This window comes from Microbulbifer mixtoriginis (SeqCode), from assembly GCF_052466695.1.
The window spans coordinates 1833448-1857216 of the sequence record NZ_CP174285.1; the positions used below are offsets into that span (position 1 = coordinate 1833448).

Here is a 23769-nt window from a genome sequence, read left to right on the forward strand (position 1 = left end):
TCTGGTTTTGCCTGCATCTTAGCATGATGCCCACAATGGACCCTGAGGCCCCCTTGATAGAAACGCTGTTGCCCATTGCCCTTTTTGTCTTTTCCACCAGTATCACCCCTGGCCCCAATAACTTAATGATCATGTCCTCTGGGTTAAATCACGGCGCCAGCCGCTCCTTACCACACTTGCTGGGTATCTGGCTTGGGTTTCCCGCAATGGTCATTGCTGTAGGGTTGGGCCTCGGCTCAGTCTTCAGCCAATTTCCAGTACTTCACGAGATTATCCGCTGGGTAGGCATTGGCTATCTGCTATATCTGGCCTGGCTGATCGCTTCAACACGCGAGATAGACTCCGCCAGCGATCGCCACCCCTTCTCATTTTTTCAGGCCATCGCCTTTCAGTGGGTCAACCCCAAAGGCTGGATTATGGCCATAGGTGCCCTAGCAGCATTCACCAGCCCAAATGGCGAAGTATGGAAAGACATATTGCAGATCGCCCTAGCCTTTATAGCCATAGGCGGCCCCTGTGTCGCTGTTTGGCTGTTCTTTGGTATAGGGCTAAAGCGCTTTCTGACCAAACCCAACCACCTGAGACTGTTTAATATCACCATGGGCCTTTTACTGGCAGCCAGCGTGGTTCCTTTGGCGCTAGAAGGTCTGTATTGAACCAGCACTCATAGAGACGCAGGAAAAAGGGACTACAAGTGCCAACTTGTAGTCCCATAACTCAAGGAAAGAAAGCGAAAAAACTTAGCGCGATGCGGTCTGGGTGGCAGTTGCAGCCCGCAAGGCTGCGGAGTCCTCTAGCCAAACGATATCACTGGCATCGATCTGGCTTTCAGTGACATCAGATAAGGTTTTCCCCAGGCTTTGCAGGGTCTTCTCTTCCGAGGTGAAAGTTTCTATCGGCATCTCAAGCCAGGCCTGCCCCTCTTCGTCGATTACCTGACGCACTTCACCTCCATCCAGGCTACTGACGTGACGGTCGATTACAGAGCTACTCCCCGGCGGTAAATAAATGGTGCCATTGGTGATATCTACCGCAAAAGCCACAATACCGGGGATGATGCCAAACAACAGTGCGGCCCCATCTAATATCAATACAGCCGGGTCAACCCGTCCACCACTTTGCCCTTTGCGCTCTGGATACAGGAAGTAACCACAAGCACTCATATTGATCACCACGGTCAGCAAACCGCTGAATACAATGCCACGCTTTAGATTTCTATTCATGGCCTACCTCTATTATTAACTTTGATAATATTGTCCAGGCGGGTACTTCCCCTGTAATGGGCTCCGCCAAGCTTTCGAGTTTCTCCCCTACAGCTCTCAATCAACTCATTATCGACGGGGTGAAAGATAAGCAAATTTACGCCTATCTGCACCAACGTACAACAATTGCCCAATCGAACTGCCTAAACTTTAACCAGCACTTGTTGCGGGATGTTAAGGAGATGTAGTCGATTTCTGACAGTGTGGATTGACGCACTTGTGATCAGGCCGGGCAGTGAGCAGTCGCCAGGGGTCCGACACCGGAAATTTCAGGGAGCAGTAGTCGTAGCGGGTGCCGCCATGGAATGGCTAAAGCACGGTATCGAATTCGGTACCGTGCTTTTTTAATTTCAGAAAGCGCAAAATTGCACCCTCAAGTGGCGAAATCCCCCACTCTCCCCCTGAAAAAATCCCTCCAGAGCTGTATCCTGCGCCCAACAACAAGAGTGGAGCTCACTACATGTACATAACCAGTGCCTTTGACAGCGGCAATATCGAAGTGATCAACGCTGAAAGCAGCCCTATTCAGCTGGCTATACGCCAGGATAATAACTCCGATTTCTACCAGTGGTTTCACTTTCGACTAGAAGGTGAGGTGGGCGCAAGCTATCCACTGAGTATTGTCAATGCAGGTAAATCCGCCTACCCGGAAGGCTGGGAAAACTATCGGGTGTGCGCCTCCTATGACCGTCAGAATTGGTTCCGCATCGGCGCCAATTACGATGGCAAGACTCTCGACTTTACCGTAACCCTGGATGAGCCCAGTATTTACCTGGCTTACTTCGCACCTTACTCCTGGGAGCGCCACCTGGATCTGCTGGCCTGGGCTCAGAGCAATGAGCGGGTAAAAATCCAAACCCTTGGCAAAACCCTCGACCAACGCGATATGACCATGCTCACTATCGGAGATGCCGAAACCGCCAAGCATCGGGTATGGATGATTGCACGCCAGCACCCCGGAGAAACCATGGCGGAGTGGTTTGTAGAGGGCTTCCTTGAGGCGCTGTTGGATGATGCCAACTCTCAAGCCCAGAAACTGCTGGCAGATACCGTTTTCTACGTAGTCCCCAATATGAACCCCGACGGAAGCGTTCGCGGCCACCTGCGCACCAATGCCGCTGGTGCCAACCTGAATCGCGAGTGGCTCAATCCCACCATGGAGCGCAGCCCGGAAGTATTCCTCGTTCGGGAAAAGATGTTGGAAATCGGCGGGGATATCTTCTTAGATATTCATGGAGACGAAGCACTTCCCTATAACTTCGTTGCTGCCTGTGAAGGTATTCCCGGCTATGACGAGCGCCACTCAAAACTGGAAGAAACCTTTAAACAGGCCTACGAGGCTATCAGCCCCGACTTTCAAACCGAGCACGGTTATGAGCTGGACAAACCTGGCGAAGCCAACCTTACCATTGGCACCGCCTGGGCCGGTCATCAGTTCCGCACTCTGGCATTGACCCTGGAAATGCCATTTAAGGATAACGACAACCTGCCTGACCCTGTAGAGGGGTGGTCCCCAGCCCGCAGCCAGCAATTAGCCCGCGATATTTTGTTCCCAATACGCGAGACCCTAAAAATCCTGAAGTAATTTCAAATCAGCTTGAGCCCCGGCCCAATAAGCCGGGGCATACTCCGAAATAAAACTGAGCCTATCAGCAATTCACTTTACAGGTCGCTCAACAAACCAGGCCAGCCCCATCTGGCTGCGCCGTTGACGAGAGATCTGCCCGCTGTGTAAATCCTCCCAAATTAAATCAAGCTCACCTGCAGTACTAACTTTAGCCCCCCAAAGAACCTTACTATTTGCATATTGGTTAATACTGGAATCCAGGAAATGCTTTGGAAGAAAACTTTGCGGTAATTGCGCAATGACTTCTCCCTCAGGTGAGATTTGCACTGAGATAGGTACTAGTTCCGCTACTTTGTTTGCAGCAATTTCTTTTTCTAATTTTTCCTTTGTCAAATCTAGCCTACCAAGCCGTATCGCCCACCCTCCTTCCACAGCATCCACTAACTGAGACTTTTCACCTTCAATAGTGCTACCGGCGCGATCATGTTGAAACACCATTTTCCAGGTTTTACGAGGGGGCTCGGTAAAGCACCAGATTGAATGGACGCGATCTTCATTTATTCTTTTGGAGTGTTCAAAACGTCCGAGTAGAATCCCACGACTATCCAGCAGACCATGCCACTGCCCAAAATCTGTGGAAAGCTCTATTTTTTCATCCTCAAGTCTGGGAATTTGTCGGTGTACAGACTGGACCTTGGTCGCCACCTCTCCCGATACCACACTGGTAAATTGTGCATCTGACCAATGCGTGAGGTCTGATTGTTTATCTCCATCGAAATCCAAATCCCAACCCACCCGCATCGGCTCCCCACTGAGGGCAACATTCACTAGTCTCTGCTTGGAACCAGCAATCACAACTCCATCAAAATCTACTTCCAGGATGGGATCGGCACAATACGCTGACTGATACGCATTGACAGCAACAGAAAAACCAAAGAATAAACTTATCAACAAACAATTTATTTTTATCATTTTTAGCACCAGCAATTATCCAACATTAAATTAGAGAGCAATATACTTTTCCCTCTTGTAACACATAAAATTTTATACCTCATTTACAAGAACACAAAAAAGCATAAAAGCTGAAATCACTTAAACTCAAGTCAAACCGATGTACACTTTGCAGAACACCCCCAAAAGCAACTAATCATATGCAAGTACTGCTATCTTGGAGGGCGACCAAAGAGCAATATAAAATTTAAAAAAATATAGATTTTATTAATTCAAAATAGCTCAATATTGGCACCCCATAAATCCACTTAAAATTGAATGAAATAGTATCGCAACTTCAAATCCTGAGTTCCCACCCCCTTCCAAAGGCAAAAGGAACAAAAAGTTCAGATCAAACATCTATGGCTTATGGCAATAGCCAAAAAGAAAAAAAACCCACCAACCCATCACACAGCTTCCGAGGCAAGTGGGTATAAGGGGTTTATCATGCCAACAACTTTGCCCTATGGCATCAATAGCGACCCTTAACTGGAGTATTTTTGTATTAAAAAACCCGCAAAAATGGAATGCCTGGTCACTACAGAACATTATCAATGGGATATTGGAACTTTCTATCCAAGCAATCCCAACAAAACCAAACCAATATCCCAAAAGCTGCTAAATCACACCACTTTCTCTAGACAGAAAAATCCGCCCGTAGTAAAAAAAGAAAACAATAAAAAGGTACCAATAGGGTTCCGCAAAATAATTGAACATAAAAGATTAAAAAATCTCTCTATTTATCTTAAAACCCCAAGCGAACGAAAAGGCTATCCGTCCAGAAAGCCCCCGGAGAATAATAATGAAACTCAATATCATGCAATCAATCCAGATTACAGCCGTTTTGTCGCTGCTTATCTGTTCACCACTATGGGCAGACACAGTTTCCGACTTTCAAAATAGCTGGACAGGCAGAGCCCTGGACCTGCAACGTAAAATCGATAACCACACCCCAATGAGTGAGAATAATATTCTCGGTACCCACAACACTTACAACTCAGAGGTCTATCGAGCCTGTAATTTCTCCGTTGGTTGCCGCTATCTAGACCCCCAGCAGGAATACTCCATTAAGGATCAACTGCGAATGGGAGCAAGATTTATTGAACTGGACGTCCACTGGACAGCAAAAATGGAGAACCTCTTCTCCTACCCCAAACGCTTGCTGCTTTGCCATGGGCTGTGCAGCCTGAATGACAAGTATGCTACCGAGGGCTTTAATGAGGTGAAAGCCTGGCTTGAGGACAGCGCCAACCAGGATGAGGTTATTATCCTATACATCGAAGACCACTCCGACGGACGCCACCAGGATCTTTACGACCAGATTACCAGCCGCTTTGGCAATAGAATCTACTACAGCGGCGGCTGCCAGAGTATTCCAAGCACCTTGACCAAGAATCAGGTACTGGCTGCCGGAAAACAGGTTGTCGTATGGAAAGATGGCGGATGCTCGGGTAATAACAGCATGAAGAATATGGCATTTACCGGCCTCGGTGAGATTGGTCGCGTCTGGGAAGACAGCACCACTATCGGCACCATTGGAGAAATCTTCAATGGCGGTATTGAGAGGATCACCGCTAACGATGTACGCAATGGCTTTGCCCAGGGGCATAACATTATCAACCTGGACAATATGAATACTAGTGACGGCCGTATCGCCGCCGCAATCTGGTCCTGGGATCAGAACGAACCCAATAACCTCAACAATGAAGACTGTGCAATGCAGTGGGGCAACGGGCGTTGGAATGATGCCAACTGCAGCAATCAATACAGCTTCGCCTGCAAGAATGTAACCGACGGTAGCTGGGTCGCCACTGCCTCTACCGGACCCTGGGCTTACGGTAGCGCCAACTGCCAAGCCCTTGGCAGCCAGTACGTCTTTGAGGTACCCACCAACAGCAAAGACAACCAAGCCCTAAAAGCAGCGAAGGAAGCCACGGGCTACGACAAGGTCTGGATTAACTATCAAGACCAATCCACTGAAGGCCAGTGGCTGCGCAGCGAGTAATCCCAGCCCAACTCTTCACTTACAAACATCCTTTAGAGCCCGCGTTAGTATGCGCGGGCTCTCCCTTTTCTCTTCCAGCGGTACCAGCCTGCTTGACTAGCCGACTACCGAAGAATTGTCGTTAGTTTGCTCTATATCGTGCATAATCCGTGTCTGAGCAAGACTCACAGGACATAATTATGCGAATCCCTACTCTTTGGCGTCGCCTCGGTTTGACCATTGCCGTCGGCAGCGCACTAACCGCTTGTGGCAAAAGCACCACTGAAGCGGCCAAGCCGGAGGCTGATCACAACGCAGCCCATGCCGAACACCACCATGCTGACAGTGCCAAGTTATCTCTCAGTGAAGCCGAACAGGCTCAGGTCGATGCCATAGCTGCAGACCTGCACAAACACATTGCGATCCTTGCTTCCGACAAGTTTGAAGGGCGCGCTCCCGCTACCAAGGGTGAAGAGCTCACCGTGAATTACCTGGCGGAGCAATTCAAGGCGCTGGGCCTGGAGCCTGGGGCTATGGATGCGGCCGGCAAACCCAGCTGGTTCCAGCAAGTCCCTATCGTGGAAATGGAAATTGAAACCACCCCCCTGACATTCAAGGGCGATGGTTTCGAGCAAAACCTGCAACCAATAGACGATATGGTGGCCTTCACCCAAAGACAGACCGCAGGCTCTTCCCTGGAGAACAGCGAGTTGGTATTTGTGGGCTACGGCATTGTCGCTCCAGAAAATAACTGGAACGATTACGCCGGATTGGATATGAAAGGCAAGACTGCGGTTATTTTGGTGAATGACCCCGGTTACGCGACCCAGAACAAGGCCTTGTTTAATGGCAATGCCATGACCTATTACGGCCGTTGGAGCTACAAGTTCGAGGAAGCCGCCCGCCAAGGGGCTGACGGTGCGATTATCATTCACGAGACCGGTGCTGCGGGCTATCCATGGGAAGTGGTTAGTGGCTCCTGGTCCGGTGCACAAGTCAGCCTCGAAGCCGAAAATAAGAATGCAGACCGGGTTGCTATTGAAGCTTGGATGACCAATCAAGCCGCCAATACGCTATTCCGCTCCGCCGGTCTCGATCTGCAAAAGGAAATGGACGCAGCCAAAACTCAGGGCTTCAAACCCAAGGCTCTGGGGATAACCGCCAGCGTACAACTGAAAAACAGCCTGCAGAAGTCTAATTCTCGCAACGTGGTTGCCAAGCTTTCGGGCAACAAGCACCCCGACGAGGTGATTGTCTACACCGCGCACTGGGACCACCTGGGCGTTAACAAAAATGCAGATGGTGAAGACCAGATCTTTAACGGGGCCGTCGATAATGCCACCGGTACCGCTGGTTTAATCGCTATGGCCGCTGAGGCGGTGAAGCTGGATCGCCCAGAGCGCTCGCTACTGTTCGTTGCCGTAACGGCTGAAGAGTCAGGCCTGCTCGGCTCCAAGTACTACGCCGAAAAACCTGTCGCTCCTTTGGAGAAAACCGTTGCTGGCATTAACTTTGATGCCATGAACGTATTGGGCCCAGCCCGTGACATTACTGTAATCGGTTATGGCAGCAGTGAGCTGGAGCAAATGCTGGAGGTATCCGCCAAAGGACAAGGCCGCTATTTAGCCCCGGAAGAGCACCCGGAGCGCGGCTACTTCTATCGTTCAGATCATTTCAGCCTGGCGAAGAAAGGCGTGCCCATGCTGTATTTCGACTCCGGCAGCGACAACTTTGAGCATGGCCGCGAGTGGGCCCAGGCAAAGGGTGCCGAGTATGTTAGCCAGCACTACCACAAGCCTGGCGATGAGTACGACCCCTCTTGGAATCTGAAGGGCTCGGCAATGGACCTGCAGCTTGGCCTAAAACTAGGCCTGAAACTGGCCAACAGCCGCGATTGGCCCAACTGGTATGAGGGCAACGAGTTCCGCGCAATTCGCGATGCGAGTGCCGAAGCCCGTAAGTAACCCTCTCTCCAGCCACTCTACGGCAGTGATACCATCAGTACTACTGCCGTAGAGTCCATATCCTTCTCATCGACCTTGCCACCACTATAAACTCTTTGGAAATTGATTCATTCAGTTTTGCAGCACCTGCCGTCACTTTAATCGCGAGGCATGGCAATCGGACAAAAGCTAAACACTCCCTACACAAGATAAAAATATCCAAGCAAATCCTAGATAATTGTCACGCGTTATAGAGATCCCCTTCAATTAGACCTATGTTTTTCAACACCACATCGGGGTGAGGGCAGCCTACTAATAAATGGTCACTTTAACTTCACTAGGTTTTCCCAAAAAAAGATAAGGAAATTAACAATAAAAAAAGTTGGTCACGAAAGTATTAACAACGGAAAGATCCGAGCACTTTTTCAAGTGTGCACTTAAGTGTTCTAGTCGCAACTGAAGATATATTGAAACAGTTGAGACCAGCGGAGAATGGCAGATTTAAACAGGCTTATTAGAGGGCGGGATTTAGGAAACGGCTATCGCAGGCGACACATCCTTGTGTCGCAGTTATCCGCCAAATAATTGCCGGATAAACTTATAACTAAGCGCCGATAGCATCCTTTTTCTTCAATTCTTCATCGCGCAGTTCACGACGCAGGATTTTACCGACATTTGTCTTTGGCAAATCTTCACGGAACTCAACCTTTCTCGGCACCTTGTATGCCGTCATATTCTCTCGACAGAAAGCGATAACTTCTTTCTCAGTCAAAGACGGGTCAGCCTTGATAACAAAAAGCTTCACCTGTTCACCACTTTTTTCATCGGGAATACCAATTGCAGCGGCTTCGGTCACTTTTGGATGGGCACTGACGATATCTTCAATTTCGTTGGGATATACGTTGAAGCCAGACACAATAATCATGTCCTTCTTGCGATCCACAATCTTGATGTATCCATCATCCTGAATCACCGCCATATCACCGGTGTTCAACCAACCTTCACTATCGAGGGTATCGGCAGTAGCTTCTGGGCGCTGCCAGTATCCCTTCATTACCTGGGGACCACGCACACAGAGCTCACCGGGAGAATTATTCGGCAGATCGTTGCCATTTTCATCCACGACTTTAACTTCAGTTCCCGGAACCGGGATACCCACAGTACCCAGCTGTACGCCCTCGGTGGGGTTAAAAGAAACAACCGGAGAAGTCTCGGTCATACCGTAGCCCTCCATAACCACGCAGCCGGTCATATCTTCCCAGCGCTTGGCAGTGTCTCTGGTCAGAGCCATACCACCAGAAGCCGTGGAGTGCAGCTTACTGAAATCCAATTCGGCAAAATCTTTATTCAGCATCAAGCCGTTAAACAGGGTGTTCAGGCCAACAAAGCCGGTAAAGCGCTGCCCTTTCAGGGTTTTCACAAAGCCGGGAATATCGCGCGGGTTTGGAATCAGCAGAGAGTGGTTGCCGGTGGAGAACAGGCACATGCAATGGATGGTGAAAGCGTAAATATGGTAGAGCGGCAGCGGCGCAATATAGAACTCCTCCCCCTCTTTCATACCACTACCAAACGCTTCAAGAACCTGCTGCATATTGGCAACCAGGTTGCGGTTGGTCAGCATCGCACCCTTGGCAACACCGGTGGTGCCACCGGTGTATTGCAACACGGCAATATCTTCTGGTGCGCGCTCAACATCCTCATTGCCCTTCTGTGCACCGAGAGCCAGTACCTCACGGAAATTTACCTGCTGGGCAAAAGAGAATTCCGGCACCATTTTTTTGATGTGCTTGGCAACGCCGTTGATCAGAACCCGCTTTAAAGGGCTGTGCAGGTCTGCGATCTCAGTAACGATCACTTTCTCAACACTGGTTTCAGCAACAACAGCCGAAGCGGTATCAGCGATATTCGCCAGTACAACCAATGCTTTGGCACCGGAGTCATTCAACTGGTGCTTTAATTCACGCTGGGTATACAGCGGATTGGTATTGACGACCACAAGTCCAGCTCGCAAAGCACCAAATACTACTACAGGGTACTGCAGTACATTGGGCAGCTGGATAGCGATGCGATCACCGGGTTTCAAATTGGTGTGATTTTGCAAATAAGATGCGAACTTCGCGCTCAAGGTGTCGATATCACCGACAGTCAGAGTTCGCCCCAGGCAGGTGAAAGCCGGTCGGTCACCAAATTTGGCGCAAGCGCCTTTAAATACATCGAGAATGCCGCGATCAATGTCCAACTCTCTTCTCCCATTCCTGATTGTTGTTATCGCTTGCTCACATCTCTCGCCCTTATAGACGAAACCTGCCATTTTTCGGAGCCAGCGAGAATTTATTTATTGTTTGTAGTATGTTGCGAGACAATAAAAAAGAGGCTTATTCATGCCTCTCCAAACCCATCGTCCTCTTTACCCTGCGCAGGAAACAAACCTGCCAACGCAGCGGCCAATTCTCTATCTCCAGAGTATTGGACATCTCCCAACAAAAAAGCATGTCTAGCGTTTAAATGGCCAGCCAAAATCGCATTCAAAGTGTGATTAGCCATTTCCAATATTAGCGCCGGTTCTTCCGTTTGCCCGAACTCAGAAACCACTTCGAGATCATTCGGAGCTCCTTTTACGTAAACATAAAAGTCACAGGCATCCGGCAGGCGGAACTGTACCCGAGCAAGTGGGTGCAAACAAGCTATGCGCCGCAGGCGCTCCTGAACTGAATCCGGCAATTGCATCGGAATGTCTCCGTCATTGGCCACTTCGGCGCCGGTAAAAAAAACCGCCGGTGAAGACCGACGGTTTTTTATTGAGGTTGGATTTAGAACGCGAAATGTTCTGCGTCCAGATCCATCAGGTTGGCCGCACCGCTCAGCATGGTTTCAGCATGGCTGGAGGTACGCGGAAGGATGCGCTCGAAATAGAAACGGGCAGTCTTCAGCTTGGCTTGATAGAAATCTACTTCAGCAGTGCCTTCAGCTAACTTCTCGTTAGCTACTTTAGCAGCACGCGCCCACAGGTAACCCAGCACGGTGTAGCCGGAGAACATCAGGTAATCCACGGAAGCCGCACCAACTTCGTCCGCATTCTCCATGGCCTTACCGCCTACGTGCAGAGTCAGGTCGCCCCACTGCTTGTTCAGCTCTTGCAGCTTGGTAACAAAAGGCGCAAGCGCTTCATTATCAATTTCCGCCTGGCAGAACTTGTGCACTTTCTTGGTGAAGTGGCGCAGCAGCTCACCCTGACTCATCAATACCTTACGACCCAGCAGGTCGAGTGCTTGAACGCCAGTGGTACCTTCGTAGATGGTGGAGATACGCGCATCGCGTACATTCTGCTCCATGCCCCACTCGGCAATGTAGCCGTGGCCACCGAAGCACTGCAGGCCCAGGTTGGCAGACTCAAGACCGGCTTCGGTAATGAATGCTTTAGCGATCGGCGTTAGGAATGCCAGCAGATCTTCCGCTTCTTTCTTCGCTTCCTCATCACCTTTATGAGTGATGTCAACCAGTTGCGCACAAGTAACAACCAACATACGGCTGCCTTCAGAGATGGCCTTTTGGGTCATCAGCATGCGACGTACATCAGGGTGCACGATAATTGGGTCAGCGGGACCCTCTGGGTTCTTAACGCCAGACAGGGAGCGCATTTGCAGGCGATCTTTAGCGTAAGCCAAGGACTTCTGGAAGCCGATTTCGGAGTGGGCAAGGCCCTGCAAAGCGGTACCCAGACGCGCAGTATTCATAAAGGTGAACATGTAGTTCAGACCTTTGTTGGGCTCGCCAATCAGGAAGCCTTTAGCACCGTCAAAGTTCAGTACTGCGGTGGCATTACCGTGAATACCCATCTTGTGTTCCAGAGAACCACATACAACACCGTTGCGCTCACCGATAGAGCCATCAGCGTTAGGCATAAACTTGGGCACGATGAACAGGGAGATCCCCTTGGTGCCAGCCGGCGCATCTGGGAGGCGTGCCAGCACGATATGCACGATGTTGTCGGTCATGTCGTGCTCACCGGCGGAGATAAAGATCTTGGTACCTGTAATCGCGTAAGAACCGTCGTCGTTGGGCTCAGCCTTGGTGCGCAGGATACCCAGGTCGGTACCACAGTGAGGCTCGGTCAGACACATGGTGCCGGTCCAGCTGCCTTCAACCAGCTTGGTCAGATAAACCGCCTTCTGTTCGTCGGTACCGTGCTCTTCCAGGGTGTTCATGGCACCATGGGAAAGACCGGGGTACATACCCCAAGACCAGTTAGCAATACCCACCATTTCACTCATGATGGTGCCCAGAGAGGGCGGCAGGCCCTGACCGCCGTATTCGGGATCGTGGGGCAGCGCCGGCCAGCCGGCTTCTACAAACTGCTGATAGGCCTCTTTAAAGCCTTCTGGAGTGGTGACTTCACCGTCTTTCCAGGTACAGCCCTGCTGGTCGCCGATCTGATTCAGCGGAGCCAGTACGTTTTCACAGAACTTAGCACCCTCTTCCAGGATGGCATCCACGACATCAGGAGTGGCCTCCTCAAAACCCAGAGACTCGTAATGCTTATCTGAGTCCAGCATCTCGCGCATTACGAAACGCATTTCACGCAGTGGCACTTTGATATCGGTCATCCTGATACCCTCAATTCGGTTATGTTAAGACCAGCCAGAAACTGCCCGGTCATATTTGTGACTAATTAATAAGATTGGTTCATCATAGTAGTAAGGCTACAGCCCTCTCTATGGCGAAATCCGTCCAAAGCGGTGACAAATCGAGGCGGGAATTCGAAAAAATGTGACCAGGCCAGTCAAATATCCAGGCCAGCAGCGGCTCGACCCCCGCGGCGGTATTCGCCTGGCGTGATCCCAGTCCACTTCTTAAAGGCGCGGAAAAAAGCACTGGATTCATCAAACCCGAGCATCTCGGCAATCTGTCCATTGGAGAGATCCGGGCAACTCAGGTAGTGGAATGCCGCTTCCATACGGCACTCATCTTTCAGTTTCTGGTAAGAAGTGCCCTCTTGCTGCAGGCGGCGGCGCAAAGTTGTCACCGACATATTGAGCCGCTCTGCCACAGCTTCGGCGGCGGGCATGGACTCGCTGACATCCCTGTTGAGGATGGTTTTAACCTTGGTTTTGATGCTGTTGGCGCTGCCGTCGCTAATCACCAGATGATAAGGCGCGGTGCGGATAAAATCCTCCACCATCTGGGGGCTCTGCACCACCGGGTAATCGAGATAACGTGCATCGTACTCGAGGGCATTGAATGGCTGCTCAAAAGACAGTTCGCCCGCTTCGCTCTGAGCCAAGCTGCGAAACTCTTCCGGACAGGAGAAAGAAAAATGCAAACGTGCCAGCGGGATTTCACGCCCTGCCAACCAGCAGTAGAAACGGTGCCAAACTGCCAAGGTAGTGCGCACCACACTGGGGCTAGTGGCGGCCAACAGCCGATCAAACTCCCCTTTTTCCAGGGAGCTGATACCGTGGATTTCTACCCGCACGCGGCCATTTTCTCCATCCTGCAGCTCCGGCTTCACTTTAAAGCCGCGACAGATCTCCATAAACTCGGCACACAAAGTAATTGCCTGGCGCAGAGTGGCGCAATTGACCACCGCCATACACAGCAAGCGGAAAGAGCCCGAACGCACTCGCCCGCCACTGAGCATGCCAAACCATTCATTTTGGGCCAGCCACATAACCCGCTGGTAAAGACGGCCGTATTTTATCGCCGAAAATGCCGCCACACCCTCCAGCTCATGCTCATCAATACCGACCGACTCGAGCAGTTCGGCTTTGTCGCAGCCGTGGCGTATCGCCTCCTCTAGCAATCGCTCCAGGTAGGCAATGGGTATACGAATATCCTCTTCTGATGCCGCCATCTGTCTACTTTCGCCTGCGTAACCAGCTCAATACGGCCCCAAAACCCAACGCAGCTGCAATAATGACAAACAGCGCTAACAGCAAAAGGACCAGGTAATAAAGGACATCCTTGACAGGCAGGTCCCAGCTAAAGATCGCCGCCGCAACAAATGCGACACAGGCGAGCACGCTGGTAATAAAGGAGCGGCGACTTTTATTGGCCATGGTGATCTGGATACATTGATTTTTAAAACAGGTGAGATAGCCACTTCTTGTGGCGCTACCATTGTATTGTCGGCACCTAAGAGCCTGTAAAAAGCCCCCATGAAACATTGTGAAATTAATCAAATGTTCCCCAGCTACCGACGCGGCGTCGAATCGTGAGGGATCGGCAGGTATCTGTCAACGCCGCAGGAGGCGCAAATGCCCAGAAGAATGCTGGAACCCGAAGATCAGGCTACCCTGCTGCGCCTCTTCCGCTGGATGATACTTATGACACTGATTGTCACCCTGATAATGCTGGGCATCGCGGTCTTTGCCTAACCCCCTCCTATTTAAAGAGTCGCTACTCCCCCACCAATCCTCCCTTCGCCAGATGTGCCGGGTCCAGCAGTCCCTCAAGAGTTTTGCGATCCAAATCGGTCATCTCCAGCGCCACATCCATCACCGGACGACCACTTTTATAGGCCGCTTTAGCAATTTCAGCGGCCTTCAGATACCCGATGACCGGATTCAGGGCGGTAACCAAGATAGGGTTCCGCCCCAGGGTTTCGTCAATATGGGCGCGATTCACGGTAAAGCTTGCGATAGCCCGATCCGCCAGCAACTGCGCGGCATTGGCGAGCAAGTGAACGCTCTCCAACAATGTGCTGGCCACCAGGGGCAGCATTACATTTAACTGGAAATTGCCACTTTGTCCGGCCACTGTGATGGTTGCGTCGTTACCCATCACCCTTGCCGCCACCATTGCGGCAGACTCAGCAATCACCGGGTTCACCTTGCCGGGCATAATACTGCTGCCCGGCTGCAGGGCTTTGAGCTCAATCTCCTTGAGACCTGCCAAGGGACCACTGTTCATCCAACGCAAGTCATTGGCAATCTTCATCATGGATACTGCCAAAACCTTGAGCTGCCCAGACAACTCCACTGAAGTATCCTGGCTGGAAATCGCCTCAAAAAAATTCTCCGCTGGGCGGAATTGCTGAGAAGTGTGTGCACTCAACTTTTGCGCAAAAAGCTCGGCAAAGTCAGCGTGGGCATTGAGACCAGTGCCCACCGCCGTGCCGCCTTGGGCCAACTGTGCCAGGCGCGGCATACAGCCACGGATGCGCTCTCGACCAGCTTCCACCTGTGCCGCCCAACCACTCAGCTCCTGGGCCATAGTGATAGGAACAGCATCCATCAGATGGGTTCGGCCTGTCTTGACCACGCTCTCCAGCTCGACGCTCTTATTGCATATCCCGGTATGAAGATTACGCAACGCTGGCAGCAGCTTGTCGCGCACTGCCAGCAGAGCCGATACATGTATCGCCGTAGGAATCACATCATTACTGCTTTGACTCATATTGACATGATCATTGGGGCTAATAAACAGGCCATTGCCCTCTGCAGCAAGGTGCGCCAGCACCTCGTTCACATTCATATTTGAACTGGTGCCGGAACCGGTTTGGTAAATATCCACAGGAAAATGGCGCGCAAACTCCTCATCGCCAAGTCGATCACAGGCGTCGATAATCGCTGTCGCCCTCGCCTTATCCAGCAAGCCCAGATCCCTGTTGGCCTCGGCAGCAGACTTTTTAATCAGCACTATGGCCCGGAGAAATTCAGCGGGTAGGGGCTTGCCACTGACAGGGAAGTTCTCTACGGCACGCTGGGTCTGTGCTCCGTAAAGCGCCTCCTGTGGCACTTGGATTTCGCCGAGACTGTCCTTTTCAATGCGGAATTTATCGCCCATTTGTGTCCCTCAGGGTGCACTTATGTGCACCGTTCAGAAATGTGGAATTGGCCGGGATCTACTCGACAACAACGGTAATCTTTTTCGATACCACCGGATTCTTGTGAGGCACATGCATATAGTTGCCCAGCACCAGTTGTAGCGTATGTTTACCGGGCGGCAAGGTAACTTGTGTCTCTGTCTGACCACCACCAAAGTGAATGATATTTTCAGTCGCGGGCAGGGGCTTACTCAGGTCCGGCATATCATCCACATCAATCAGCAGGTGGTGGTGGCCGGTATTTTCACGCTCTACACCCGCCGGAGCCACACCCATGCCGGACAGGCCAAATTTTACAGTGAAAGTCTGTGGCACCTTCTCGCCATCTTTCGGGGAGATAATATAGAGCTTGGTTTGCTGCGGGGCCTTTTCCGCAGCTTCGGTCTTGCTGCCGTGTTCCGCAGCTTGTAACAGCGGCGACAACATCAAGGCACTGGCGAAAAGTAGAGAGTTCACTTTGATCATAATCTTTGCTTCCTGATAAGGCGCCTACGGCGCCAATTCTTATCATCTGGCTGAACAGCCCACCAACCCCACATTCTGCGGCGGGGTGGCAAACAGCACTTTACCAGACCAAAGTCCCACTGAAAGGGGGTTCCAGGGAATATAGTTGCCGAACCGAAGGCGAGCGCCAAAATCTGTGACTGACACCTCGCGAAAAGCCTTAGGCAGAGGAGGACTCTGTAAAGAAGGAGTATTAAGAGCTAAAAAAAAAGACCCAGGATACCGGGGATTGAGGCGCGGAGTGAGCTTGCCAAGTTAGACACTCACCCGCCCCTCCTGAGTCCATTCACAGCGTACCTGCATGTCACCACTTCCGGGTTCATGATAGAGGCCAGCAGCTTCCCAACTAAAGGAGTGCACTCCGGAAAGCTCGGTTTCCAAGTGTACAGTGGCGGACACCCAGTACATGCTTCTCAACAATTCCTCAAACTTCTGAATCCACATATCCCATTCATACTCTACCGCACGATAGGAGGCACCAAAGTGGATCACATCCGTTTGGTATTGGGATTGCTTCATTTTAATGGTGGGAATAGAAAACATATCGCGACAGAGAAAGGGCCACTCGTCGGCACTCGGCAGAGCGAGTACCGCATTGCGGTTAATACGACGGCGTTCGCTACCTCCGGCAAGGCTATTGCTGTCTTTGATACAACCGTAGACTATGGATTCCTGATCGCCCTGAAGCATTAATTCCTTTCCTTACCGCAGCGCCACCGGACATCAGGTACCCAGGGCAAAAAAGATCTCGGAGATGCACTTTAACGGCGAAGCGACCAGAAAGCCATAACTCCACGGGTGATCATTGGCATTACCATAATCATCGCCAATTTTTTTATAAATTACTTGTGAGATTTAACGGGAGGCGCGAGCACCAATTCACAGTGCCCGCAGCGACAGATTAAATTTCAAATCCCCGTTGGCGCAACATATCCATCAGACCCTCTTCATCCATCACCGGAATGTCCAACTCCCGTGCCTTGTTCAATTTTGAACCGGCACCGGGGCCCGCCACTACATGGTGCGTTTTTGCAGAGACACTACCAGCCACCTTGGCACCAAGACGTTGCAGGTAATCCTTGGCCTCGCTGCGTGACAGCGTTTCCAATTTTCCAGTCAGCACCCAGGTCTGGCCCGCTAGGGGTTGCTCCTCGGCTGCGACTTCTTCCACCACCCAGTGCACACCCGCCTGGCGCAAGGCTTCGATCTCTTCCTGGGCGTGGGATTGCTGGAAGAACTCGGCAACAAAATGGGCAACAACAGGTCCCACATCTTCCACCTCCTGTAGTGCCTCTTCACTGGCCGCCATCAATACCTCCAAGGAGCCGAAATGACGAGCTAGGTTGCGCGCAGTCGCCTCTCCCACCTCGCGAATACCCAGGGCATAAAGGAATTTGGGCAGGGTTGTATCTTTGCTGCGCTCCAAGGCATCGAGTAGATTTTGTGCAGATTTCTGTCCCATGCGCTCGAGCCCGGCAACCTGCTCGAGGTCGAGGTGGTAGAGGCCGGAAACCGAGTGCAGCAGCCCCTCATCCACCAACTGCTCTACTAATTTGTCCCCCAGGCCATCGATATCCATCGCTTTGCGCGAAGCGAAGTGTTTGATCGCCTGCTTACGCTGAGCGCTACAAATCAAACCACCACTGCAACGGGCAACGGCTTCCCCGGGAGTGGATTCCACCGGCGAATCACACACTGGGCAGTGCGCTGGAAATTCAATTACACGGGCATCTTTCGGGCGCTTACTCTCCACAACCGAAACCACCTGGGGAATCACATCCCCAGCACGGCGAATTACCACGGTATCGCCGATCATCACACCGAGGCGCTGGATTTCATCGCGATTGTGCAAAGTCGCATTGGAGACGGTTACCCCACCCACAAACACCGGCTTAAGGCGCGCCACTGGGGTAACCGCCCCAGTGCGCCCCACCTGAAACTCCACATCCAAAAGCTCGGTCATTTCTTCCTGAGCGGGAAATTTATAGGCCATAGCCCAGCGCGGCGCCCTGGCAACAAAACCCAAACGGCGCTGCAGGGGAATACTATTGACCTTAAACACAATGCCATCGATATCGTAGGGTAAGCCCTCGCGTTTATCGCCGAGCTCGCGGTGATATTCGATGCAGGCCTGAATATCCGCCGCCAAACGCATTTCGCTATTCACCCGAAATCCCCACTGCCCCAGCAACTCGAGCGTTGCCAGATGCTCTTCCGGCAGAGAGGCCCCCTCGACCAGCCCAGTACCATAGACACAAAGCTCAAGCGGGCGCTGCGCGGTAATGCGGGAATCGAGCTGTCTAAGACTGCCCGCCGCCGCATTGCGAGGATTGACGAACAGCTTCTCGCCCGCGGCGGCAGCCTTGCGATTTAACTCGGCAAAGCCCGCCTTGGGCATATAGATTTCACCGCGCACCTCCAGCACTGTCGGATACGCAGTGACCCCCTTTTCTCGACGCAGACGCAGTGGCACCGAGCCCACAGTGCGTACATTCTGCGTTATATCTTCGCCAGTGGTGCCATCACCACGGGTCGCCGCACGCTCCAAAATGCCATTGCGATAGAGCAGACTGATAGCGATACCATCCAGCTTGGGCTCACAGGCATATTCGATTGCGCCCTTGCTATTCAGGCGGTCTCTCACCCGCCGATCAAACTCCAGCAGCTCCTCGTCGCTAAAGGCATTATCCAGAGAAAGCATGGGCACTTCGTGGCGCACTTCCGAAAAGGAGGATAGCGGCTCTGCGCCGACCCGCTGGGTAGGCGAATCCGGGCTCAGCAACTCTGGGTATTGTTGCTCTATATCCTGCAACTCTCTTAGGCGGCGATCGTACTCCACATCCGGTAATTCCGGATTATCCAGCACATAATATTGATAATTAGCTTTTAGGAGCAGCTCGTGCAAAGCCTCTACTCGCTCGCGTATTGACTGGGGTATGGATTGTTTGGTCATCGACAGTTCGAGTGAAAATAAATCAAAAAAATTAAACTCAAATGCAACAACGGCCCCAGCTCGCGGAAAAGCCCTCAGGCTCAACCGCGGCCTGGGGCCGCGTTGTAACAAAGCAAGAATTGTAAAACTATGCGAACAAATAGTGTTGCAGGTTATCAGCCTTGCGCCTTACTCAGGGCCCGGCGACGCTGATACTCCACGACACGCTGACGATAGTGCTCAGCAGTCTGGGCAGTGAAAACACTGCGATTTTCATCTTTCAACTCGCCCCCGAGCAACTCGGCAATTTTGTAAGCGGTAGAAAGCATTTGATTGAATGCCTGGATCGCCTCGCCCTCAACCGGTAATGCCAGGAACATACTGACCCCCGGGGTGGCAAACTCCTCCATTTGTGCCAGGTCAAAAACACCCGGCACCACAATATTGGCCAGGCTAAATATCACTGCACCATCGGCACCGCCTCCCTCGTGGTAATGGAAGATATTCATCTCTCCGAAACGCATACCAGAGGCCACCATTACCCGCAGAAGATCGTTGCCCTCAAAGTAATCGCCTTCGGGTGCCATCACATTAATAACCAGCACTTCATCGCGGACCGAGCTTTTCTCTACAGCGGATTCTTTGCTTGGCGACACAACCGTATCGGCTTCGCGGGCTTGGGGCTCATCCCGCGGGGATATGGGCTCTACCCGCTCTTCGGTGAGCGCATTGAAGCTCTCAGACTCATCCAGCGCCGGCTCAAAGCGCTGCTCCTCGCCCACAGAATCCATCAAGGTGGGCACCTGCTCCTCCAGGTCCAGCACCCCCTGCTCATGCGAGTTGCGCTGCGGTGCACTGCCTGCGAGGGGCTTGCGCGAGGAAATAAAGCTCTCCTGCACTTGGCGGTTCACATGCAGTGCATCTTCCATTGCACGCCTCTGCACAACACGCACCTGACCTGGCAATTCACTGGTTGCCGGTCGCGGCTTTGTCTCTTCCTGGGAATCTCCGGGGGTACCACTTGTTTCAGGCGGGCGAGCCGGTTCCTGCACAAGGGGGTCCGCATCACCCCCCACTTCGGATTGCATCGCTTTGGACAGATTCCGCGATACCTTCACCGCGGCTTTCTGCCGTAAAATTGCGCGGCGTACGCCGTCCAGCACCACTACAAGCAGCACTACCACGAGGATCGTAACCAGCCAGTTATCCATTTAAGCGCTCCTCCTTTTACGCCTTATGCAGAAGCCAGCTCAGCTGCTTCTTCCACATTCACCGACACCAGGCGAGAGACACCCGGTTCATGCATGGTTACACCCAACAGCTGATCCGCCATCTCCATCGCAATCTTGTTGTGGGTAATATAGATGAACTGAACGTGTTCTGACATTTCTTTAACCATTCGTGCGTAGCGACCTACGTTAGCGTCATCGAGAGGAGCATCCACTTCGTCCAGCATACAGAAAGGTGCTGGATTCAAGCGGAAAATAGAGAATACCAGGGCGATTGCCGTCAGCGCTTTTTCCCCACCGGAGAGTAAGTGAATCGTGCTGTTGCGCTTGCCCGGCGGGCGCGCCATGATCGCAATCCCAGTATCGAGCAGGTCCTCGCCAGTCAGCTCCAGGTAGGCGTTACCGCCCCCAAAAACTTTCGGGAAGAGTTCCTGCAAGCCCGCATTGACCTGATCGAAGGTCTCCTTAAAGCGGCTTCTCGTCTCTTTGTCGATTTTCTTAATTGCATTTTCCAGAGTCTCCAGCGCCTCCATCAGGTCACCATACTGGCGATCCAAGTAATGTTTACGCTCAGACTCCTGTTTGTATTCATCAATAGCGGCGAGGTTGATCGGACCCAAGCGTGAGATACGCGCGGCTACCAACTCCAGATCTTCCTGCACCTGGGGAATCGTCAAGTCCCCGGGTAGCTGTTCGAGCAGCTGATCCAAATCCTGTTCGTCTTCGCGCAGCTGTTCTACCAGGCCATTGCGCTGCACTTCGAGGGTTTGTGCGGAGAGACGTTCCTGCTCCAGCTGGGCGCGCACCCCTTGTAAAGCCGCCTCTACTTTGTGCCGCTCCTGTTCCTGTTCACGCAGCCCCGTCTCCACCTCTTCGAGTTTTTTTCGGGCTTCAGCCAGCTCCGTTTCCACCTCAATACGCTCGCCCAGCTTCTCCTCCAGCTCCATTTGGAAATCCTGGGAGGGGTCCTGGGTTTCAGCCATCTGCTCCTGCAGCTGGGCTCGGCGGCTACGCAAGCGCTCCAGCTGCTCACCCATCACTTGCAATGTGCGCTCCAGAGAAACCATCTGAGTGCGCACCGACTGTTCACGCATAGCCAGCTCGTGGGCGCGATCCTTGTCCTCGCGAGCACGCTGTCTGGCGGCATCCAGGGCTTCGCGCAGGGCTTCGCGCCGCTCCATCAGCATTTCGCGACGATCGGTGTCATCGCTCATGGCCTCCACGGCTTCCTGCAGCATCAGGCGCGCCTCGGAAAGCGACTCACCTTCAATTTCCTGCTGCTCACGCACCTCGGCAATTTCCTGCTCGATGCGATTGCGGCGCTCACTCATCTGCTCTGCGCGGGCGCGGTGAGCAGAGAGCTGGCTGCGCAATTCGGCTTCGCGCCGCCCGAGCTGCTCGGAGTCGTTGCGGGCTTGTTCAATCGCCCGCTCAACACCGGTCACTTGTTCGCGCAGAGATTCACGCTGCTCACTGCACTGCTCAATCTGCTCTTCGCACAGGGATATCTCTGCGGACAGTGTTTCCAGATCCTGCTTGCGGGCGAGCACCCCAGTCTCGGCATCGCTGGCACGGCTCACTCGCAACCAGTTAGGACCCAGCCAGAGCCCATCCCGCGTCACAATAGACTCATGGGGTTGCAGGCCAGTGCGCTGTGCCAGCGCTTCATTGAGAGTGTCCGCGGTATAGATGCCGGCGAGCAGACCGGTAAGAGAGGACGGCCCCTGTACAACGCTTGCCAACGTGGGCAGCTGCCCAACGGTCGCTGCTCCCACCACGGTGCTATCGATAAAGACAGCCTGGCCATTTTGCAGCTGCTCCAAGCCCTCGGTCAGACTTTCCAACTGCTCGACGCAGACCGCCTGTAACTGTTGACCGAGAACGGTTTCCACCGCTGTTTCCCAGCCCGCTTGTGCCTGGATTTGGTCAGCCAGGCGTGGGCGATCGCTCAGGGATTGCTGCTGCAGCCAGTTTTCCACTGCCTTACCCTGCCCCAACGCAGCCTGTTGCAGCGCCTCAAGAGAAGCTTGGCGACCCCGGCTGGTTTGCAACTGCAGGCGCAGCTGGTCCAGCTCTGTCGCCAGCTCCCGCTCGCGATTGCGTATTTCCTGCAGGGATTCTGTGCGTTCGGCAGCTTCCTCGCGACGCTCCTGTACCTGCATCTCCAGCTCGGCAAGCTGTTCATTTAGCTGCTGGGTTTCCTCATCATCCTCGGAAACCTGAAGGCCGGACTGCTCTGCGGTGAGCTTGTTAATCCGCTCCAGTAGTCGCTGCCCGGAAGTCTCCAGATGTTGGATGCGAGACTGCTGCACCTCTGCTTTCTGGCGAGAGCCAGAAGCCCCCTGATTAAATTGATCCCACTCGTTTTGCCAGTTGCGCATCTGCTCTTCGGCTTCGAGTAGCCCGGTGGCGGAATCCTCCTCTGCGGCGAGCACCATTTCCAGATCTGGAACAATTACTTCTAGCTCTTCCTCAAACTGGGCTGCCTTCTCGCGATCTACTTCCAGGTTGGTCTCCGCTTCGCGGAACTCCTGCTCGGTCTGGGCCAAATCGGAATGCAGGCGAGTGGAGCGCTCGCGGGCATGGGCGATACTCTGCTCCAGGCGGGCAATGTCCGCACCCACCGCATAGAAGCGTCCCTGCACTTCATTAAAACCATCGGATAACTCGTGATAGCCAACGCGCTTTTGCTCAATGCCGGTATCACAGTTCACCTGCCGGGTTACCAATTCCTCAACGGTAAGCTCCAGTTCGCCAATCTGTTGCTGCTTGGCGACAGCCTGCTCATTGAGTTCGCGGTATTTTAGGGCTTGCAAATTTGCCTTGTGGCTGCGCTCTTCCTCTTTAAAGCGACTGTATTTTTCTGCCGCGGCGGACTGTCGCTCCAGGCGAGACAATTGCCGATCCAGTTCATCGCGAATGTCGGTGAGACGCTCCAGGTTTTCAGAAGTACGGCGCATACGGTTTTCCGTATCCCGCCGCCGCTCCTTGTATTTGGAAATGCCTGCAGCCTCTTCGATATAGACCCTGAGTTCCTCGGGCTTGGCCTCAATCAGCTTGGAGATCATGCCCTGTTCGATAATCGCATAACTACGCGGACCGAGACCGGTCCCCAGGAACAGATCAGTTACATCGCGGCGACGGCACTTCTCCCCATTTAGGTAATAGTTATTCTGGCCTTCGCGCGTGACCTTACGTTTTACCGAAACTTCGGAGAATGCCGCGTAGGCGCCAGTTAATTTGCCGGCAGAATTATCAAATACCAGTTCAATAGAGGCCTGGCCTACAGGTTTACGACCACTGGAGCCATTAAAGATAACGTCTGTCATAGAGTCGCCGCGCAGATTTTTTGCAGACGACTCACCCATTACCCAGCGCACAGCATCGATCGTATTCGATTTACCACAGCCGTTAGGGCCAACCACCGAGTTGAGGTTTGTCGGGAAATAAACAGTGGTGGGGTCAACAAAGGATTTGAAACCCGCAAGCTTGATGCACTTCAGACGCATGTATTCTTAAACTCGGTATTTTTA

Annotated in this window: 17 protein-coding genes; 4 read left to right on the forward strand and 13 right to left on the reverse strand. The window is 52.6% G+C overall.

Annotated features, from left to right (window positions below; translation table 11 throughout):
- Positions 1-23: 23 nt before the first annotated feature.
- Positions 24-656, forward strand: a complete 633-nt coding sequence (locus ACJJI0_RS07985) for a LysE family translocator (RefSeq protein WP_252085353.1) — start codon at positions 24-26, stop codon at positions 654-656.
- 84 nt (positions 657-740) lie between these two features.
- On the opposite strand, the gene ACJJI0_RS07990 is transcribed toward ACJJI0_RS07985, so the two are convergent.
- A complete protein-coding gene (locus tag ACJJI0_RS07990; protein WP_444885437.1) occupies positions 741-1223 on the reverse strand; it encodes a hypothetical protein in 483 nt (160 codons plus the stop codon).
- A gap of 499 nt (positions 1224-1722) precedes the next feature.
- Here ACJJI0_RS07990 and ACJJI0_RS07995 point away from each other — a divergent pair, with 499 nt between their 5' ends.
- Positions 1723-2847 (forward strand): M14 family metallopeptidase, encoded by a 1125-nt coding sequence (locus tag ACJJI0_RS07995; RefSeq protein ID WP_444885438.1) that lies wholly within the window; start codon positions 1723-1725, stop codon positions 2845-2847.
- A 72-nt stretch (positions 2848-2919) separates the two neighbouring features.
- On the opposite strand, the gene ACJJI0_RS08000 is transcribed toward ACJJI0_RS07995, so the two are convergent.
- Complete coding sequence (locus ACJJI0_RS08000; RefSeq protein WP_444885439.1) at positions 2920-3810, reverse strand: hypothetical protein; 891 nt, start codon at positions 3808-3810, stop codon at positions 2920-2922.
- Between the two features lie 811 nt (positions 3811-4621).
- Between ACJJI0_RS08000 and ACJJI0_RS08005 the strand changes: the two genes are divergently transcribed.
- Entirely contained in the window at positions 4622-5824 is a 1203-nt protein-coding gene (locus tag ACJJI0_RS08005; protein ID WP_444885440.1) for a phosphatidylinositol-specific phospholipase C domain-containing protein, read from the forward strand.
- 179 nt (positions 5825-6003) lie between these two features.
- Positions 6004-7767 (forward strand): M28 family metallopeptidase, encoded by a 1764-nt coding sequence (locus tag ACJJI0_RS08010; RefSeq protein WP_444885441.1) that lies wholly within the window; start codon positions 6004-6006, stop codon positions 7765-7767.
- 583 nt (positions 7768-8350) lie between these two features.
- Here the strand turns inward: ACJJI0_RS08010 and ACJJI0_RS08015 are convergent.
- From ACJJI0_RS08015 to smc, 11 genes are all read right to left on the reverse strand, one after another.
- Entirely contained in the window at positions 8351-9985 is a 1635-nt protein-coding gene (locus tag ACJJI0_RS08015; RefSeq protein WP_444885442.1) for an AMP-binding protein, read from the reverse strand.
- Between the two features lie 140 nt (positions 9986-10125).
- Positions 10126-10473, reverse strand: coding sequence for an SCP2 sterol-binding domain-containing protein (locus ACJJI0_RS08020; protein WP_252085347.1), 348 nt, complete (start codon positions 10471-10473; stop codon positions 10126-10128).
- 83 nt (positions 10474-10556) lie between these two features.
- Positions 10557-12350 (reverse strand): acyl-CoA dehydrogenase C-terminal domain-containing protein, encoded by a 1794-nt coding sequence (locus tag ACJJI0_RS08025; RefSeq protein ID WP_252085346.1) that lies wholly within the window; start codon positions 12348-12350, stop codon positions 10557-10559.
- A gap of 176 nt (positions 12351-12526) precedes the next feature.
- Entirely contained in the window at positions 12527-13597 is a 1071-nt protein-coding gene (locus ACJJI0_RS08030; RefSeq protein ID WP_252085345.1) for an AraC family transcriptional regulator, read from the reverse strand.
- 4 nt (positions 13598-13601) lie between these two features.
- A complete protein-coding gene (locus ACJJI0_RS08035; protein ID WP_252085344.1) occupies positions 13602-13802 on the reverse strand; it encodes a hypothetical protein in 201 nt (66 codons plus the stop codon).
- 340 nt (positions 13803-14142) lie between these two features.
- On the reverse strand, positions 14143-15531 hold the full coding sequence (locus ACJJI0_RS08040; protein WP_444885443.1) for a class II fumarate hydratase: 1389 nt from the start codon (positions 15529-15531) through the stop codon (positions 14143-14145).
- A gap of 58 nt (positions 15532-15589) precedes the next feature.
- Positions 15590-16036, reverse strand: a complete 447-nt coding sequence (locus ACJJI0_RS08045) for a DUF4399 domain-containing protein (protein WP_444885444.1) — start codon at positions 16034-16036, stop codon at positions 15590-15592.
- 294 nt (positions 16037-16330) lie between these two features.
- Positions 16331-16765 carry a hypothetical protein gene (locus tag ACJJI0_RS08050; RefSeq protein WP_152456343.1) on the reverse strand — a complete coding sequence of 145 codons (435 nt, stop codon included), beginning with the start codon at positions 16763-16765 and terminating at the stop codon, positions 16331-16333.
- Positions 16766-16976: 211 nt separating this feature from the next.
- On the reverse strand, positions 16977-19028 hold the full coding sequence (ligA, locus tag ACJJI0_RS08055) for an NAD-dependent DNA ligase LigA (protein ID WP_444885445.1): 2052 nt from the start codon (positions 19026-19028) through the stop codon (positions 16977-16979).
- Positions 19029-19183: 155 nt separating this feature from the next.
- Complete coding sequence (zipA, locus tag ACJJI0_RS08060) at positions 19184-20218, reverse strand: cell division protein ZipA (protein WP_444885446.1); 1035 nt, start codon at positions 20216-20218, stop codon at positions 19184-19186.
- Positions 20219-20241: 23 nt separating this feature from the next.
- The gene (gene smc, locus ACJJI0_RS08065) at positions 20242-23745 is read right to left on the reverse strand and encodes a chromosome segregation protein SMC (RefSeq protein ID WP_444885447.1); all 3504 of its coding nucleotides are present in this window, start codon (positions 23743-23745) and stop codon (positions 20242-20244) included.
- Between the last annotated feature and the right edge of the window lie 24 nt (positions 23746-23769).

Bases quoted from the DNA above. Each gene is read 5' to 3' on its own strand.
- ACJJI0_RS07985 (WP_252085353.1), top strand. From the start codon at position 24: ATGATGCCCACAATGGACCCTGAGGCCCCCTTGATAGAAACGCTGTTG.
- ACJJI0_RS07990 (WP_444885437.1), bottom strand. From the start codon at position 1,223: ATGAATAGAAATCTAAAGCGTGGCATTGTATTCAGCGGTTTGCTGACC.
- ACJJI0_RS07995 (WP_444885438.1), top strand. From the start codon at position 1,723: ATGTACATAACCAGTGCCTTTGACAGCGGCAATATCGAAGTGATCAAC.
- ACJJI0_RS08005 (WP_444885440.1), top strand. From the start codon at position 4,622: ATGAAACTCAATATCATGCAATCAATCCAGATTACAGCCGTTTTGTCG.
- ACJJI0_RS08010 (WP_444885441.1), top strand. From the start codon at position 6,004: ATGCGAATCCCTACTCTTTGGCGTCGCCTCGGTTTGACCATTGCCGTC.
- ACJJI0_RS08020 (WP_252085347.1), bottom strand. From the start codon at position 10,473: ATGCAATTGCCGGATTCAGTTCAGGAGCGCCTGCGGCGCATAGCTTGT.
- ACJJI0_RS08025 (WP_252085346.1), bottom strand. From the start codon at position 12,350: ATGACCGATATCAAAGTGCCACTGCGTGAAATGCGTTTCGTAATGCGC.
- ACJJI0_RS08030 (WP_252085345.1), bottom strand. From the start codon at position 13,597: ATGGCGGCATCAGAAGAGGATATTCGTATACCCATTGCCTACCTGGAG.
- ACJJI0_RS08035 (WP_252085344.1), bottom strand. From the start codon at position 13,802: ATGGCCAATAAAAGTCGCCGCTCCTTTATTACCAGCGTGCTCGCCTGT.
- ACJJI0_RS08040 (WP_444885443.1), bottom strand. From the start codon at position 15,531: ATGGGCGATAAATTCCGCATTGAAAAGGACAGTCTCGGCGAAATCCAA.
- ACJJI0_RS08045 (WP_444885444.1), bottom strand. From the start codon at position 16,036: ATGATCAAAGTGAACTCTCTACTTTTCGCCAGTGCCTTGATGTTGTCG.
- ACJJI0_RS08050 (WP_152456343.1), bottom strand. From the start codon at position 16,765: ATGCTTCAGGGCGATCAGGAATCCATAGTCTACGGTTGTATCAAAGAC.
- ligA (WP_444885445.1), bottom strand. From the start codon at position 19,028: ATGACCAAACAATCCATACCCCAGTCAATACGCGAGCGAGTAGAGGCT.
- zipA (WP_444885446.1), bottom strand. From the start codon at position 20,218: ATGGATAACTGGCTGGTTACGATCCTCGTGGTAGTGCTGCTTGTAGTG.
- smc (WP_444885447.1), bottom strand. From the start codon at position 23,745: ATGCGTCTGAAGTGCATCAAGCTTGCGGGTTTCAAATCCTTTGTTGAC.